This window comes from Faecalibacterium sp. I4-1-79, assembly GCF_023347235.1.
GTDB lineage: Bacteria > Bacillota > Clostridia > Oscillospirales > Ruminococcaceae > Faecalibacterium > Faecalibacterium tardum.
Window position 1 is genome coordinate 1,526,549 of record NZ_CP094467.1, and the last position, 15,712, is coordinate 1,542,260.

Annotated in this window: 13 protein-coding genes, 1 tRNA gene and 1 CRISPR repeat array; of the genes, 9 read left to right on the plus strand and 5 right to left on the minus strand. The window is 59.1% G+C overall.

The genetic code is table 11. The annotated features are described in order from the left end of the window. Nucleotides 1-30: 30 nt before the first annotated feature. The 3 genes from MTP36_RS07485 (at nucleotide 31) to MTP36_RS07495 (ending at nucleotide 4,483) form a co-directional block, all read left to right on the plus strand. A complete protein-coding gene (locus tag MTP36_RS07485) occupies nucleotides 31-2,049 on the plus strand; it encodes a fructose-1,6-bisphosphatase (RefSeq protein ID WP_249254408.1) in 2,019 nt (672 codons plus the stop codon). A gap of 281 nt (nucleotides 2,050-2,330) precedes the next feature. Then, nucleotides 2,331-3,617 carry a UDP-N-acetylglucosamine 1-carboxyvinyltransferase gene (locus MTP36_RS07490; protein WP_249254316.1) on the plus strand — a complete coding sequence of 429 codons (1,287 nt, stop codon included), beginning with the start codon at nucleotides 2,331-2,333 and terminating at the stop codon, nucleotides 3,615-3,617. Between the two features lie 77 nt (nucleotides 3,618-3,694). Beyond that, nucleotides 3,695-4,483 (plus strand): MBL fold metallo-hydrolase, encoded by a 789-nt coding sequence (locus MTP36_RS07495; protein ID WP_249254317.1) that lies wholly within the window; start codon nucleotides 3,695-3,697, stop codon nucleotides 4,481-4,483. Nucleotides 4,484-4,640: 157 nt separating this feature from the next. Here MTP36_RS07495 and MTP36_RS07500 read toward each other — a convergent pair whose 3' ends face one another. From MTP36_RS07500 to MTP36_RS07510, 3 genes are read right to left on the minus strand one after another with little or no spacing between them, the layout of a single operon-like run. Then, entirely contained in the window at nucleotides 4,641-5,621 is a 981-nt protein-coding gene (locus MTP36_RS07500) for an ATP-binding protein (RefSeq protein ID WP_249254318.1), read from the minus strand. Between the two features lie 9 nt (nucleotides 5,622-5,630). Continuing rightward, on the minus strand, nucleotides 5,631-6,545 hold the full coding sequence (locus tag MTP36_RS07505) for a DnaD domain-containing protein (protein WP_249254319.1): 915 nt from the start codon (nucleotides 6,543-6,545) through the stop codon (nucleotides 5,631-5,633). A gap of 16 nt (nucleotides 6,546-6,561) precedes the next feature. Further along, nucleotides 6,562-6,930: a hypothetical protein gene (locus MTP36_RS07510; protein ID WP_249254320.1), complete on the minus strand. Its 369-nt coding sequence runs from the start codon at nucleotides 6,928-6,930 to the stop codon at nucleotides 6,562-6,564. Nucleotides 6,931-7,122: 192 nt separating this feature from the next. On the opposite strand from MTP36_RS07510, the gene MTP36_RS07515 reads away from it, so the two are divergent. Beyond that, nucleotides 7,123-7,198 (plus strand) — tRNA-Thr (locus MTP36_RS07515). A 218-nt stretch (nucleotides 7,199-7,416) separates the two neighbouring features. On the opposite strand, the gene MTP36_RS15955 is transcribed toward MTP36_RS07515, so the two are convergent. Both MTP36_RS15955 and MTP36_RS07520 read right to left on the minus strand, forming a co-directional pair. Beyond that, nucleotides 7,417-7,539, minus strand: a complete 123-nt coding sequence (locus MTP36_RS15955) for a hypothetical protein (protein WP_256466538.1) — start codon at nucleotides 7,537-7,539, stop codon at nucleotides 7,417-7,419. A 544-nt stretch (nucleotides 7,540-8,083) separates the two neighbouring features. Next, a complete protein-coding gene (locus MTP36_RS07520) occupies nucleotides 8,084-8,368 on the minus strand; it encodes a GlsB/YeaQ/YmgE family stress response membrane protein (protein ID WP_249254321.1) in 285 nt (94 codons plus the stop codon). Between the two features lie 155 nt (nucleotides 8,369-8,523). Between MTP36_RS07520 and MTP36_RS07525 the strand changes: the two genes are divergently transcribed. From MTP36_RS07525 to MTP36_RS07545, 5 genes are all read left to right on the plus strand, one after another. Then, on the plus strand, nucleotides 8,524-10,221 hold the full coding sequence (locus tag MTP36_RS07525) for a portal protein (RefSeq protein ID WP_249254322.1): 1,698 nt from the start codon (nucleotides 8,524-8,526) through the stop codon (nucleotides 10,219-10,221). Nucleotides 10,222-10,353: 132 nt separating this feature from the next. Continuing rightward, the gene (locus MTP36_RS07530; protein ID WP_249254323.1) at nucleotides 10,354-10,851 is read left to right on the plus strand and encodes a hypothetical protein; all 498 of its coding nucleotides are present in this window, start codon (nucleotides 10,354-10,356) and stop codon (nucleotides 10,849-10,851) included. A 5-nt stretch (nucleotides 10,852-10,856) separates the two neighbouring features. Continuing rightward, nucleotides 10,857-11,252 (plus strand): hypothetical protein, encoded by a 396-nt coding sequence (locus MTP36_RS07535; protein WP_249254324.1) that lies wholly within the window; start codon nucleotides 10,857-10,859, stop codon nucleotides 11,250-11,252. Nucleotides 11,253-11,392: 140 nt separating this feature from the next. After that, nucleotides 11,393-12,787, plus strand: coding sequence for a hypothetical protein (locus tag MTP36_RS07540; protein ID WP_249254325.1), 1,395 nt, complete (start codon nucleotides 11,393-11,395; stop codon nucleotides 12,785-12,787). 1 nt (nucleotide 12,788) lies between these two features. Next, nucleotides 12,789-13,187 (plus strand): hypothetical protein, encoded by a 399-nt coding sequence (locus tag MTP36_RS07545; RefSeq protein ID WP_249254327.1) that lies wholly within the window; start codon nucleotides 12,789-12,791, stop codon nucleotides 13,185-13,187. A 162-nt stretch (nucleotides 13,188-13,349) separates the two neighbouring features. Next, nucleotides 13,350-15,682: direct repeats of the CRISPR family, unit length 33 nt; unit sequence ATTTCTATCCACGCCCTCCGCGAGGAGGGCGAC. Nucleotides 15,683-15,712: the final 30 nt, after the last annotated feature.

The following is a 15,712-nucleotide window of genomic DNA, read 5'->3' on the forward strand; positions in this document are numbered from 1 at the left end:
ACATCTTTGCAGGGCAAGGAATGCGTTACGATGGAGGAAGCCATGCGCACCGAAACCGATGAGATCCGCGACAACCTGAAGTACCTGACCCTGCTGGCCAGAGATTACCCCTCGCAGGCGGCAGCTGCCAGCGAGATCATCAGCACACAGGCGCTGCTCAAGCTGCCCAAAGGCACGGAGCATTTCATGAGCGACCTGCACGGCGAAAACGAGGCCTTTGTGCACATCCTGAACTCCGCCTCCGGTGTCATCCGGGAAAAGGTGGATGCCGTGCTGGGTGACACCATGCCGGAGGCAGCCCGTGCAGAGCTTGCCACCCTGATCTACTATCCCACCGAAAAGCTGCCTCAGCTTAAAGCACGCTGCACCACTGAGGATGCGCTGGAGCAGTGGTATACCCAGACCCTTCTCCAGCTGATCGATATCTGCCGTCTGGTGTCCTCCAAGCACACCCGCGACCATGTGCGCGGCTGTCTGCCGTCCAGCTGCGGCTATATTCTGGACGAGCTGCTCCACGCCCATTTTGAGGATCACGATAAAGACCTGTACTACGGCCAGATCGTGGGCAGCATCATCGAGAACGGCCGCGCCGACCGCTTTATTGTGCGGCTGTGCGAGCTGATCAAGCATCTGGCGGTGGATAAGCTGCATATCGTGGGCGACCTGTTCGACCGTGGCCCCCGCCCGGACATTATTCTGGATTTGTTGATGCGCCACCATAACGTGGATATCCAGTGGGGCAACCATGACGTGGTGTGGATGGGTGCTGCCGCTGGCAGTCCCATCTGCATCTGTACGGTACTTAAAACTACGCTGGCCTACCATAACCATGGCATGCTGGAGGATTGCTACGGCATCAATCTGCGGCACTTACAGCGCATGGCGGAGCAGTTCTATGGTGAGGATGATCTTTCCATCTGGATGCCCCACACGGACGCCGCCCGCGGCCCCTATACGGAAGGAATGCTCCACCGCTGCGCCGTGATGCACAAGGCCATCTCCATCCTCATGTTCAAGCTGGAGTGTCAGGTCATCGACCGCAACCCGGATTTCCAGATGCAGGGGCGGGATTATCTGCGCCGCATCGATTGGAGTACCCATACTGTGCAGGTAGGGGAGAAGTGCTACCCCCTGCGGGACACCTCTTTCCCCACGGTAGACCCGGCAGACCCCGCAAAGCTGAACCCGGACGAGGAACTGGTGCTGCACAAGCTGGTGCAGTCTTTCCGGCAGAGCGAAAGATTACAGCAGCACATTGAATTTTTGTATGCCAAGGGCAGCGTGTATCACATTGAAAACGGCAATCTGCTCTACCACGGCGCTGTGCCCATGAACACGAAGGGCGGCTTTGCGGTGGAGCACTTCGAGGGACGCCGCTACTCCGGTCGTGCCCTGATGGATTACTGCGACGCCCGCGCCCGCCGTGGCTACTACGGGGCAGAGGGCAGCGCCGCCCGCCAGAGCGGACAGGATTTTCTGTGGTATCTGTGGTGCGGCAAACTTTCGCCGCTGTTTGGCCGCAGCGCCATGACCACCTTCGAGCGGCTGTATATCGCAGACCCCGCCACCCATACGGAGGTCAAGGACCCTTATTATAGCTGGTACAACGACGAAGCCGCCTGCCGCCGCATTCTGGCAGAGTTCGGTCTGCCGGGCACGAGCCATATCGTCAACGGCCATGTGCCGGTGCAGGAGAAAAACGGCGAGAGTCCCATCAAGGGCGGGGGACGGCTGGTGGTCATCGATGGCGGGTTCTGCCGCGCCTACCACGAAAAGACCGGCATTGCGGGCTACACGCTGGTGTATTCCAGCCGCACCATGTCCCTGCGCACCCATCAGCCCTTTGAAAGCGCAGAAAAGGCGGTGCGGGAGAACTTGGACATCCTGTCCCAGAAGAACATTCTGGAGACCGAAAATCATCGCATCCTCGTGGAAGATACGGACGAGGGCGAGGTGCTGCGGGAGCGCGTGCACGACCTCAAGCAGCTGGTAACGGCCTATCAGCTGGGCTGGATCCCGGAGGCGCGGTGCGAGGATCACGTTTGGTGATATCGCCAAAGGGTAAAATTTGGGTCAGATTTGGCCAAAATTGATGAAAAACCCAATAAATTTTTGGAATATCCGCGTGTAATCTGGGCAAAACAGAAAATAATGAAACAGATACAAATCGGGCTTTGCTTTTTTGTGGAAGTAGTGTATAATAGGATAGTTATAAAACCGCCCCGGTGTTGGTAAATCTGTACACCCCGGCAGTACAAGTAACGAAATGGAATGCTTTCAGTAGCCTTAACAGGCCTGTGGCACAGGCCTTTGACAAGGAGATCATAAAAGTGGAGAAATTTGTTATTACCGGCGGTAAGCCCCTGCACGGAGAAGTGACTATTTCCGGCGCAAAAAATGCGGCTGTGGGTATTCTGCCTGCTACTATTCTGGCAGCGGATGTCTGCGTGATCGAAAATCTGCCTGATATCAGCGATGTGTCGGTCAGCCTCAAGATCCTGAGCACCCTGGGTGCACAGGTGAAGATGCTCAACCGCAACACCTACGAGATCGATACGCGGCATCTGGTCACTACCAATGTGCCAGACGATCTGTCCCGCCAGATGCGCGCCAGCTACTACTTCCTCGGTGCGCTGCTTTCCCGCTTCGGCAAGGCACAGGTGGCCATGCCCGGCGGCTGCAATCTGGGCCCCCGCCCCATCGACCAGCACCTGAAGGTGTTCAGCGCACTGGGCGCAGAGGACAGCGTGGATTACGGCATGATCACCGTGCGCACCAAGCAGGAGCTGACCGGTGCCCATATCTTCTTTGATAAGGTCAGCGTGGGCGCTACCATGAACGGTATGCTCTCTGCGGTCATGGCCAAGGGCCAGACCATTCTGGAAAACTGCGCCAAGGAGCCCCATGTGGTGGACTTGGCAAACTTTTTGAATATGTGCGGCGCAGATGTGCGTGGTGCCGGTACGGATGTCATCAAGGTGCGCGGCGTGGAAAAGATGCACGGCTGCACTTACAGCATCATTCCGGATCAGATTGAAGCCGGCAGCTACATGGTGGCTGCCGCTGCCACCGGCGGCGATGTGCTCATCAAGAATGTTACCCCCAAGCATTTGGAGCCCATCACGGCCAAGCTGCGCCGTGCAGGGATCACAGTGGAAGAATTTGACGATGCTGTGCGGGTATCCCGTACCGGCGATATTCTGCCGCTGAAGATCAACACCATGCCGCACCCCGGCTTCCCCACCGATATGCAGCCCCTGATGGGTGTGCTGCTGAGCGTGGCTAAGGGCACCAGCACCATCACCGAGAGCGTGTGGGATAATCGTTTCCGCTATGTGGACGAGCTGCGCAAGATGGGAGCCAGCGTACAGGTGGACGGTCAGGTAGCCGTGTTTGAGGGCGTAGAAAAGCTCAGCCCCGCACCGCTGCGCGCTTCCGACCTGCGTGCCGGTGCAGCTATGGTAGTGGCTGCTCTGATGGCCGATGGCACCAGCGAGATCGAGGAGATCGGTCATATCGAGCGCGGCTACGAGAATATCGTGGAAAAGCTGCGCGGTCTGGGCGCTGATATCAGCAAGGTGGAGCGGACGCCCGCCGCACTGGAACAGGCCCTGTAACGCAAACAACAAAACAAACAGCCTGCCGTAAGTTCTGTGCGGCGGGCTGTTTTCAGGTGGTAACATAAGAGGTTTTCATGGCAGAGTTCATTTCATTGTATTCCGGTTCTTCCGGCAACAGCAGCGTGGTGCGCTGTGGTGCGCAGTACCTTATCGTGGATATGGGCAAGGGGGTACGCACTACCACAGCAGCGCTCAAATCGCTGGGGCTAGCCGTCAGCGATTGCGCGGGCATCCTTGTCACCCACGAGCACAGCGACCACGTCAAGGGGCTTTCCACCTTCCTCAAAAAGAACCCACTGCCGGTGTACGGTGCAGCGGCTACGCTGGATTTTCTGGATGCCAACGATATCGTGCCCGCCAACTGCGAACTGAACGCGCTGGAGGGCAGGGAAGAGGACATCGGCTGCTTCGGGGTACAGTCCTTTCCCACCAGCCACGACGTGCCCTGCGTAGGTTACCGCATCCATACCCCGGACGATAAGACCATGACCATCGCCACTGACCTTGGCACCCTGACCCCGCCGGTGCACGAAGCGCTTTCCGGCTGTGACCTTGTGGCGCTGGAAAGCAACTACGACCTGCACATGCTGCGCAGCGGGCCCTACCCCTATTATCTGCGCGCCCGCATCGAGAGCGTGCGAGGGCACCTTTCCAACGACGAGTGCTCCGCAAAGCTTCTGGAACTCATCCAGAGCGGCTGCAAAAAGTTCGCCCTGTGCCATCTCTCGCAGGAGAATAACACGCCGACTCTTGCTTTGCAGACCGTGTTCACCACCTTGGGTGCAGCCGGTGTCGTGCCGGAAAAGGACTGCATTGTGCAGGCACAGCGCCGCAACGAGGTAAGCCCTGCATTAGAGTTCTGATTTGTCGCAAAATAAAGCCATCTGCAACAGCTGATTCCAAGGGTTTCACCCCCCCGGTCATGCTGCGGCAGATGGCTTTTCATTTGCACGGCAATTCGCACTTATTTTAAAATTGCTTCTCTCAAAAGATGTACAGCTCCGGCAGAAACAAAACGACTTACTCTGCGGCCTTCTGCACCCGGATATCACTGCCTAAAAACTTGATCTGTACAAAGGCCGCAAGGCGGCTGGAGATCTTCTCTGTATACAGCTTTTCCAGCAGCGCACCGTCCGTGATATTGGTGGTGACGATGGTGGGTAGCTTTGCGCCCAAGCGGTTATTCAGCAGGCTGTACAGATTCGTCAGGAAGAAGCTGGAGTTGAACTCGGTGCCCAGATCATCAAGGATCAGCAGATCGGCGTTGCAGGCAGTCTGGAACAAAGTCTCCTCCTCGCCGCCGGGGTCTGTGCCGAAATGCAGCGCTTCCAGCTTGCCGAAAAAGTCCGGGCAGGAGACATAGATCACATCATAGTTCTGCCGCAGCACCTCTCCGGCAATGGCAAGGGCGGCATGGGTCTTGCCAAGCCCTGCGTTGCCCACCAGCAGCAGGCTTTCGCGGGTGGCGGGGGAGAAGTCTGCGGCGTAATCCCGCAGGTCGGCCAGAACCTCGGCCATGTAGCTGCGCACACTCTCACCCAGCGTCTTGTCCACCGTGTTGGGGTAGTAGTCCAGCTGCATGGTGTCAAAGCTGGAGATGGACAGGCTGGACAGCTCCTCGATCTCCTTGCGGCGCAGCTGCTGCATCACCCGGCGCACACAGTCGCAGGTATGGCCGTCCACTGCGCCGGTGTCCTCGCACCACTTGCAGGTGAACTTTGGCTCCAGCGCATCCGCAGGACGTCCGCTCTCAGCCAGCAGCGCGGTCAGCTTCTGCTTTGCCGCCGCAAGCGCAGCGGCAGCTTCGGTGCGGTCTTTGCCGGAGGCTCCGGCAATGGCACAGCGGATGCCTCGCACCCGCACCTCTTCCTCGGCGTGACGCAGCCCGGGAATCGCGGCTTCGGCTTCAGCCTGTGCATCCTGCGCCAAAGCGCGGGCGGTCTGCCGCCGCATGGCTACGGTGCGCAATGCCTGCTGATATAATTCGTTTTTGGTACGCATAAAGGCTCCTTACTCCGGCTTCTTGATCAGGGGACGACGGCGGGTGGCGTTTTTCAGGATATCGTTTCCGCTGGGTGTGTCGCGGTCCACCCGGATATTCCGGCTGGCACCGGCTGCGGCCACCGGGCCGCGCACATCATGGATGCTGCGCAGACCCTTGGCGTTCCATGTTTTCAGGATGCTGTTCCAGTACCACAGATCCCGCTTGGGGCCGGCCTGTACGGCGGCTTCCTGCACCATGGCGTCATCATAGCCGTACACCTCGTACCAGCGTGCAATGGCCTTGCGCCCGCCCAGCGTCAGCTCCTCGGGGGTGATCTGCAACAGGCTGCTGACGTATTCCTCGCGGCTCTGGCGCAGCGCCAGCAGCTTTAAGTGGGCATCGGCCTGCTCGCCGGTCTCTACGCCCTCGGCGCGCCAGACCTTCAGCTCATGGGTCACAGCGGCCATGGTGCGTTTGCCCCGGCTGGCCACATAGGCTACGCACAACATCACAGTCTCGGGTGCAAAGCCTTCCTGCACATACAGGTTCACCAGTTTTTCCATCTCGGTATGGGTCAGCGGACGGGCAAAGCTGGTCTGTGCGCAGTCGATCAGGCTGGAGATCATAGGGTCGGTACGGCTGGCAGCGGCGATCTCCGCCCACCGCATGGGGGCAGGGGCGCTGGGCTCTGCGCCCGGCGCGGCGTTCTCCTCGTAGCGCTCCAAAAGCCCCGCACCCGCCCAGAACGCCAGCGCACTCTCGGCGCTGATGTGGCTGCGCAGCTTAAGGTCTGCGCAGAGCTTGTCCGGGTCGGTCACGCCGGTGGCCAGCACATATAACGCCACCCGCACATTGTATTCTTCGGCAATGCCCAGCTTGGAGAACACCAGCTGCGGCACGGCGATGGTATCGCCCTTCAGTTCTTTCAAACGGTAGATCATGGTTTCCTCGTTCGGTTTATTCGTTGGCAGTATCCGGCTCAGCAGGCGGCTCCCAGGGGTCGCAATCCATCATGTCCGGGCAGTTGTTCCAGCGCTCTGGTTCGGCATCGTAGGCGTCTTTCAGATACTGCGCGGCGGCGGCACGTCCCTCGTCGGTCAGCGGAAACACCTCCCGGCGGCGCAGGGCGGGGTCGGTCTTGTCGATCGTCCAAGGCGCGGGCCAGTAATCCACGGTGAGAATTTTCTCCTCCTTGGTGGCATCCGCGCCGCCGTCCGGGTTCGGCACGGTGCGCTTGCCCGGGGTAAGCCGGTAGCGCAGCCCGGCCTCGTTGCCGCTGTAATCATTCTTGCACAAAAAGTAGTGCAGCAGGGGAACAAAGATCATGGTGCAGCTCGTCCTTTCCGGCAAAAGGCACGGCCTTTTGCGCAATCAATTCTATTATAAAGCCGCCGGGCCAAAATGCAACAACTTTTTGTGAAACGCCCCACAAAAGCTGCCCTGCTTACAGGAAATCCGGCCTTGACAGCACCGTAGAAATATGGTAAAATATTGCCTGTTGCAGCAGATGTGCAATGTGCTACTGTGGCTCAGCTGGTAGAGCAGCTCACTCGTAATGAGCAGGTCGCCTGTTCGAATCAGGTCAGTAGCTCCAAAAAGAAACCCCCGAAAGTTGGCTTGTGAAGCCAGTTTTCGGGGGTTTTTGTTTGTGCGGCAGGGGATGGGAAAGTGGGCGATTGTGCCTTAATTACCCCTGTTTATCTGGAAATTGCTTTAATTAGTGGCGCAAAAGACGGCGCAATAAAAGCACGGTGCAAACTGCATCGTGCTAAAAATGGGCAAACAAAAACCACGGTGCGTGTGCATCGTGGTTCAATCGTCAACGTAGTTATCTACATCTGGCCATTCGGTCATATTTTCGCTTTTTTCTTCCAGCTTTTTGATTTCAGCTGCAAGTTCTTCCGGTGTTTTACCAGAAGGTGTGTATTCTTTCATTTAATTTCACTCCGTTCGATTCCGTACCAGCGTTTTCCTTTTTTGTTGGTTTCAATACGCGGGCATCATAAATCTTTCCATTGCGCAATGCAATAGGATCGTCTTTTTCGATAAATCTTACTTTGATCATATCGCCTGTACGCATTGAGGTTCGGTTTCTGATAAGGCGATAAGACATTCTGGCTTGTTACAAACTCATTTCGTTTGCACCGTCGGGAAGGTCGGGGTCGAAAAGTTGCACAGGGTCATATTCCGCAACATGGGTTTTGCTGCATACTGGGCAAGGAATCGTTTCTGCCACGATCGTGCCTCTCCATTTTTATTATATAAAAGATACTCCCACACTGCTCCCGAAGGCAGTGCGGTGCACCCTTTGCGGATGCACAGGAAGTATCTTCTGCAATAAGTATAGCGCGGGTTACCGCTGAAAGCAAGGGGAGGGCGTTGCGAGTTAATAATTTTACGCGGTCGTAAAGCCAAAACCCGCCGCACCCTGCCCGGAAACTCCGGCGGCAGAACGCGGCGGTATACTGTTACAAAAAACTTACTTAGAGATCTTCTGTCCGATCCAGATGCAGGCACCGATCACCGAGATGGCAAAAGAAGAAAAGCTGCCGGAAGCGTGGATGCCCAGCAGACCGAACAGAAACTCGCCCACAAAGCTGCCCAGCACACCCATCAGGATGTTGCGGCCAAGGGAAGTTTCGGTGCCCATAAAGCGCCCGGCCAGATATCCGGCCAATGCGCCCACCAGCGTCAGCAGGCCGGTCAGGCAGCCCACCAGTACGCACAGCAGGGCAACAATGAGCAAAATCGTTAAAGTGATCATAGTTTATCTACGACGAGTGCCGGTATGTGCTGATGGAAAACCCCATCAGTCCCCGGCAGGTACGCAAAGAGGTGGTGCTGCGGGACGACACGTTGGACATGGATGTGCACCGCAGCCCCATCCGGGTGATGCGGGTATAAGCGGAAGGAGAAGCGATGACAGGAAGATACGAGGGACAGCAGCCGAACACCGAACAGGACGGGGAGAAGCTGCTGCGGATCATGGCGATGGCGGCCAAGGCGGCCGGGGCGCAGCAGGCACCGGCGGACACAAGGCCCGCAGAAGCGAACCCCGGCGGCATGAGCGAGGGAGACCGGATGGTGAGCACCGCGAGACCCGGCACCGGGCGCGATGATGCCATGCAGAGCCTTTTGCAGGGCGATGCAGGCGGGAGCGCACCGGCGGGCGCTGCTGCAGAGACGGTGATCGGGCCGGAGGAGATAGCCAAGGCGGGAGAGATTTTGCAGCGGTACAAGACCGGCAAGGCAGCACTGGACAAGCGGATCATTGAAAACGAGCTGTGGTTCCGGCTGGGGCACTGGAAGAACTACCAGAACAAGATGATGGAGGGAAAGCCGCAGCCTTCCAGCGGGTGGCTATTCAACAGCATTGCCAACAAGCACGCGGACGCCATGGACAACTACCCAGAGCCGAACGTGCTGCCGCGAGCGGCGGACGACGAGGAGACGGCAAGGACACTTTCCAAGGTGATCCCGGCGGTGCTGGAGCAGTGCAACTACGAGCAGGTGTACAGCGACACATGGTGGCGCAAGCTCAAGACCGGCACCGGCGTGAAGGGCATCTTCTGGGACCCGGTGCTGCGGGGCGGGCTGGGAGACATCAGCATCCAGAGCGTCAACCTGCTGATGCTGTACTGGGCACCGGGCGTGGAGGACATTCAGCAGTCGCCGCACCTGTTCAGCCTGAGCCTTGAGGACAACGAGCAGCTGATCGGGCGCTTTCCGCAGATGGAGGGGCACACCGGCAAGGGGCTGGACGTGGGGCAGTACATCCACGATGACAGCATTGACACCACCGACAAGAGCGTGGTGGTGGACTGGTACTACAAGAAGGCGCAGCCCGGCGGACAGACGGTGCTGCACTACTGCAAGTACTGCAACGGCGTGGTGCTGTATGCCAGCGAGAACGACCCGCAACTGGCGCAGCGGGGCTTTTACGACCACGGGAAATACCCCTTTGTGTTTGACCCGCTGTTCATGGAAGAGGATTCCCCGGCGGGGTTTGGGTACATCGACGTGATGAAGGACACCCAGACCGCCATTGACGAGATGAACCACGCCATGGACGAGAACGTGAAGCTGGCGGCAAAGCAGCGCTTTGTGTTGAGCGACACGGCGGGGGTGAACGAGAAAGAGCTGGCAGACTTTAGCAAGGACATCGTGCACGTTGTGGGGCGGCTGAACAGTGACAGCTTTATGCCGCTGCAGACGAACGTGTTGAGCGGCAACTGCATGAACTACCGGGATGCCCGGGTGAGCGAGCTGAAGGAAGTGAGCGGCAACCGGGACGTGAGCCAGGGCGGAACCACCAGCGGCCTGACCGCTGCCAGTGCCATTGCGGCGTTACAGGAGGCGGGCAGCAAGCTGAGCCGGGACATGCTGAAAAGTGCGTACCGGGCGTTTGCGAAGGAGTGCTACCTGATCATTGAGCTGATGCGACAGTTCTACGACGAGCAGCGGGTATACCGCATTACCGGCGAGAGCGGCGGGGTGGAGTATGCCACCTTCAGCGCACAGATGCTGCGCGGGGTGCCCGGCGGCGTTGTGGGCGGGGTGCAGCTGGGCGACCACGAGCCGGCGTTCGACATTGTGGACGGAAAGATGAACCTGTAGTATTTCGCTGCAACGGAGGCGACCGCTGCCAGCGGCAGAAACAGGGAGCCGAGGTTGGGGCCGTGGCCAGCAGGACACGAGTGCCGCTCAAGGCACGAAGTGGACGCTGGAAGCCACAACCCGTTTGGTGGCATGGATCTGCAGCTGTTTGCAGATGGTAATGTTGCTGGTAGTGCTGCTGCCGGAGAGGGCGGCGCAGAGGCAGCCCCGGCGGTGCAGGAACCTGCGCTGCGTCCGGCACAGGAGCGGCTGGCACGGCGCAGCGGTGCACTGCGGGGAAAGGCAAGCCCGGCGGAACAGCCCCCTCAGCTGAGCGGTCAGCCGGAGACGCAGCCGCAGGAAGGTGAGAAGCCGACCGAGGAGAAGCCGCAGGAGCAGAAGGCGGAAAAAACCCCGGAGGAAAAGCGCAAGGCCTTTGGGGCGCTGGTGCGGGACAGCGGCGAGTACAGCGACATTTTCAACGAGGTGATGCAACAGGCCATCATCAAGGCGGGCGAGGCGGTGCACGCGGACCCCAAGGCGGCTGCCCTGCCGCAGGCGCTGAGCGAGGCCTACGGCATCGATGGCGAGGATGTGGACGGACTGATCGAGGCCGTGAAGAACGGCAAGGTGAAGGACAACGCCTACTAATCGGGATGGTGACGAGCGACAAGACCGGGGACGAGGACACGGAGGGCGCAATCAATGAACTGGCAGACGACCTTTTGAAGGGCGACAGCGAGAAGGCGACCGACACACTGGAGCAGGCGCTGGAGAGCGTACGGGCAAAGGATGCACAGGAGGAGCTGGACAGGCTGCTGCGGGCGGGCAAGAGCCTTGGCAGCGTGAAGAGCAAGATCACCGCAGTATGCAAGCCGGAGTATGTGGCGGGCAACGAATACGACCGGACACAGCTGGACGAGATGCTGCTGGCGCTGCGTGATGCGGATAATAACCCGCTGTACACCCAGAAAACGCTGGACGGCTGGGTGAGCGATGCCGAAAAGAAGAGCGCGGAACCTGTGAACGACCCGTGGGCAGACCTGCGGTAAAGACAAACAATAACAAACAAAGACGAACACCCCGGCGGCTGAGAAGGGACAGCTGCCGGGGTATGTTTTGTGTAAGAATGTCCGCAGGTGTTTTGCAAAGCGGGATGCGGTAGACTGGACACAGGAAAGGAGGCCGGGAGATGCTGGTAAGAATTGTGAAAAGAACCTTTAGCGGGGCAGAGTACTGCCCGGAGCAGAAGGTTTTGAAGCTGGGCGGCGAGGGCAGCACCGGGGTGGAGACACTGGAATTTGAGCTGCCGGAGGAATGGGCCGGTATGGCGGTGACGGTGCATGTGCAGCAGCTGGACGGCACGCTGCCGCAGTCGGTGCTGCTGGGAGAGGACAGGTGTCTGGAGGTGGACAGGATGTTCACCGCCAGCGAAAAGGGGTTGTGGATGCTGCGGGCGATGGACGGCAACGGATACTGTGCCATGACAAGGCCTGCGCGGTACGAGTGCTACGAGACTTTTGCCACGGACGGGGACACCGAAATCACCCCGAGCCAGTACGAGGCCTTTGTGGCGCAGGTGCTGGGGGCGGCGAACACGGCAAGCCAGAAGGCAAAGGACGCGCAGAGCGCGGCGGACAGAGCGGAAGGTGCAGCGGGAGAGGCACAGAAAGCCAAGGCCGCCGCTGCGGACAGCGCGCAGCAGGCAAAGGGCGAGGCAGAAAGTGCACAGACGGCGGCGCAGCAGGCAGACAAAGCGGCGGCGCGGGCAGAGGGATACGCGCCCAAGGACGGCACCGTGCTGAGCGTGAACGGCAAGGGCGGCGCGGTGAGCCTGAACGCTGCGGACGTAGGGGCGATGGATGCGGACAGGGGAGACCTTGTGCAGCAGGTGGTGCTGGAGGGCCGCACCCTGACCGTGGTGTTTACGGACGGCACGCAGCAGACCTACACAACACAGGACACCACAGAGCTTACGGCCATGACCGGGGTGCTGAGCACAGAAAACGGCGGCACGGGGCTTGACCGGGCACTGACAGCGGCAGACGTAGGTGCCGTGGAAAAGGGCAGCGGGGATTACCTGAAGGGCAACCGGGGCAACTACCGGCTGCGCATTGAGCAGCGGGGCGAGTGGAAGGGGCTGACCGTATGCGCCCACTGGCACACCCCCGGCGCAAGCGCGGTCACGCTGGTGGAAAACGGTGTACTGACCGTTCCGGCGGCGGTAACGGCAGTGCCCGGTGTGGGCTGCATCACATTTGAGGGTACGGACGGCAGCTGCACTGTGACCAGCGCCGATGTGCGGTGCAAAGTATGCGCCAACAGCGGCACGGCAGAGGGCGCAATGCCCGCACCGGCTACCCCGGCATGGGAAGCGCTGGTAGGGATGCTGGGAACCGGCGGCATTACCACTGCGGAAAAGCGGGCGGTGCTGACCGTGCTGCGCACGCTGGCGGCGGGCAATGATGCAGCGGCAGCGGCCTGTGACCGCTTAGAGGCGCTGTGGGGCGCAGACGACCCGGACAACAGGAACACTGCCCGGCTGAGCCTTGCAGTGCTGGGCAGAATGATCCTTGGGAGGAGCTAAGATGGGGTACACAAAACAGAATTTTATTGACGGCCAGACCCTGACCGCTGCCAAGCTGAACCACATGGAAGCAGGCATTGCAGCAGCGTGGGACATGGCCGGAAGCGGCACGGGCGGCGGCGCAGTGACGGGTATTCCCGGTGCGGCGGGGGACGGAGAGACGGACGACACGGAAGCACTGACGGCGGCGCTGAGCCAGAGCAACTGCGTGGTGGACGGAGGAAACAAAAAGTACAAGTACTTTGAGATCATCGTCAACAACGTTGAGGATCTGGAAGTTCGGAACGTGATCTTTTGGAAGGGCGCGAACATGGTGCTGGAGGGGTGCAAAAACATCCGGTTCGTCAACTGCACATGGGAAGGCATCAACCCGAACGGTGTAAACAAAATATGGACCTGAGGCATCCGGCTGCGGGGACGCATGGAGAACGACGAGAGCATTTGGTGCGAAAACATTTGGATCGAAGGATGCATATTCCAGAAAGTCTGGTATAACCCGTATGTGAATAACGGCAGACCGCAGGATGTTTCGGACGCTGCGATTTTACCATAGCTTTTTTAAATTTCTATCCACGCCCTCCTCGCGGAGGGCGACCGTTGTACAGCGTACCGGGTCTGTACAAACTGTAAATTTCTATCCACGCCCTCCGCGAGGAGGGCGACATGGGTTACAACACCTTACAGGCAATCATGCAAGATTTCTATCCACGCCCTCCGCGAGGAGGGCGACTATAGCTCATAACGTAGTTGAAAGCCCACGTTGAATTTCTATACACGCCCTCCGCGAGGAGGGCGACTCGCCACGTCCCAGCCGTTCTTGATGACGTACTGTATTTCTATCCACGCCCTCCGCGAGGAGGGCGACGATCAGATCCTGACTGCTCTCGTCCTTGCCGCCAAAATTTCTATCCACGCCCTCCGCGAGGAGGGCGACGCTTCTGCGATTTTGTCACGGTCTGCCATCGCCTATTTCTATCCACGCCCTCCGCGAGGAGGGCGACCGGCGGCGGCTGATGCCGGTGCGGGCAAGTACCCGAATTTCTATCCACGCCCTCCGCGAGGAGGGCGACCGACGACTACCTTGTTAAAATCTTAGATATCCTACATTTCTATCCACGCCCTCCGCGAGGAGGGCGACACTGGGCTATCGTCACAGGCGAACTCCTTAACTTTATTTCTATCCACGCCCTCCGCGAGGAGGGCGACAATCATACCAGACGAATGCGGCATAATCGTATATAATTTCTATCCACGCCCTCCGCGAGGAGGGCGACCTGCGTCTGGCTCTAATCTCTCTCAGTTCGTCAATTTCTATCCACGCCCTCCGCGAGGAGGGCGACATTTGATGGCACTGATTAAAATCAAGGACGTAAAAATTTCTATCCACGCCCTCCGCGAGGAGGGCGACTATTAACTTGTTGTAGTAGTAGTAGTGTTATTTCTATCCACGCCCTCCGCGAGGAGGGCGACGCCGCTCTGGTTACTGTTCGTTATGATGCCAGTTAATTTCTATCCACGCCCTCCGCGAGGAGGGCGACACGCACTTCCGCGTCTATCGGCAGAGTGGATTCAAGATTTCTATCCACGCCCTCCGCGAGGAGGGCGACATGGGGCAAAGGCTTTGTGATCATCGGCGCAGCGATTTCTATCCACGCCCTCCGCGAGGAGGGCGACCAGTACGAACCGGAGTACAAAGAGCGGTACGACATTTCTATCCACGCCCTCCGCGAGGAGGGCGACTCATCTGTGCCGGCTGTTGCAAGTTTTCATCCCGATTTCTATCCACGCCCTCCGCGAGGAGGGCGACCGCTCCAGACCGTTGGAACATACTGGCAACGTTGTATTTCTATCCACGCCCTCCTCGCGGAGGGCGACTATACCACAAACGCACCTCATGGTCAAGAGGTGTTATTTCTATCCACGCCCTCCTCGCGGAGGGCGACTGATTTTCACCCCCTTTTTATCCATTTTTTACCAAATTTCTATCCACGCCCTCCTCGCGGAGGGCGACCCCGGACGGCGCTGCGTTCTGCCCATGGTGCGGATTTCTATCCACGCCCTCCTCGCGGAGGGCGACACGGCGTTTCTTCTACTTCCCCCATGAAGTATTTATTTCTATCCACGCCCTCCTCGCGGAGGGCGACCTGACATCCATTCTTGCGAGAGTGTAGGCACTTCTATTTCTATCCACGCCCTCCTCGCGGAGGGCGACACTTGCGCTGTTGCAATCATGCGGTGATACTCGTATTTCTATCCACGCCCTCCTCGCGGAGGGCGACGACCCGGATATTTGCGTCAACTGCCCGCTTGAGGATTTCTATCCACGCCCTCCTCGCGGAGGGCGACGGCCTTGCCTGCCGGTGTCCCGGCCAGCGTGAGACATTTCTATCCACGCCCTCCTCGCGGAGGGCGACTTTGCTTCGCGGTCGCTGCATTCGCGGTACTTGTGCATTTCTATCCACGCCCTCCTCGCGGAGGGCGACGTCTGCGTCTGGCTCTAACTTCTCTTAGCTCGTCAATTTCTATCCACGCCCTCCTCGCGGAGGGCGACGCGCGGGCGCGCGCAGCAGCGGGCGCACGCCGCGGATTTCTATCCACGCCCTCCTCGCGGAGGGCGACCAGCGGCTGCAATCCATGGTCGAGGACTTGCCGGAGATTTCTATCCACGCCCTCCTCGCGGAGGGCGACGCTGACCTACTTGATAAGTGGGATGTATCAATAGCGATTTCTATCCACGCCCTCCTCGCGGAGGGCGACAGGCGGCTCCCCTTAAGGCATAAAGGGGAACAGATATATTTCTATCCACGCCCTCCTCGCGGAGGGCGACCCTGCCCCTCGGTATCGATGAGCGACAGCTTGCTGATTTCTATCCACGCCCTCCTCGCGGAGGGCGACAGCAAAAACAGAGAGAAAACCCTCTGCGTT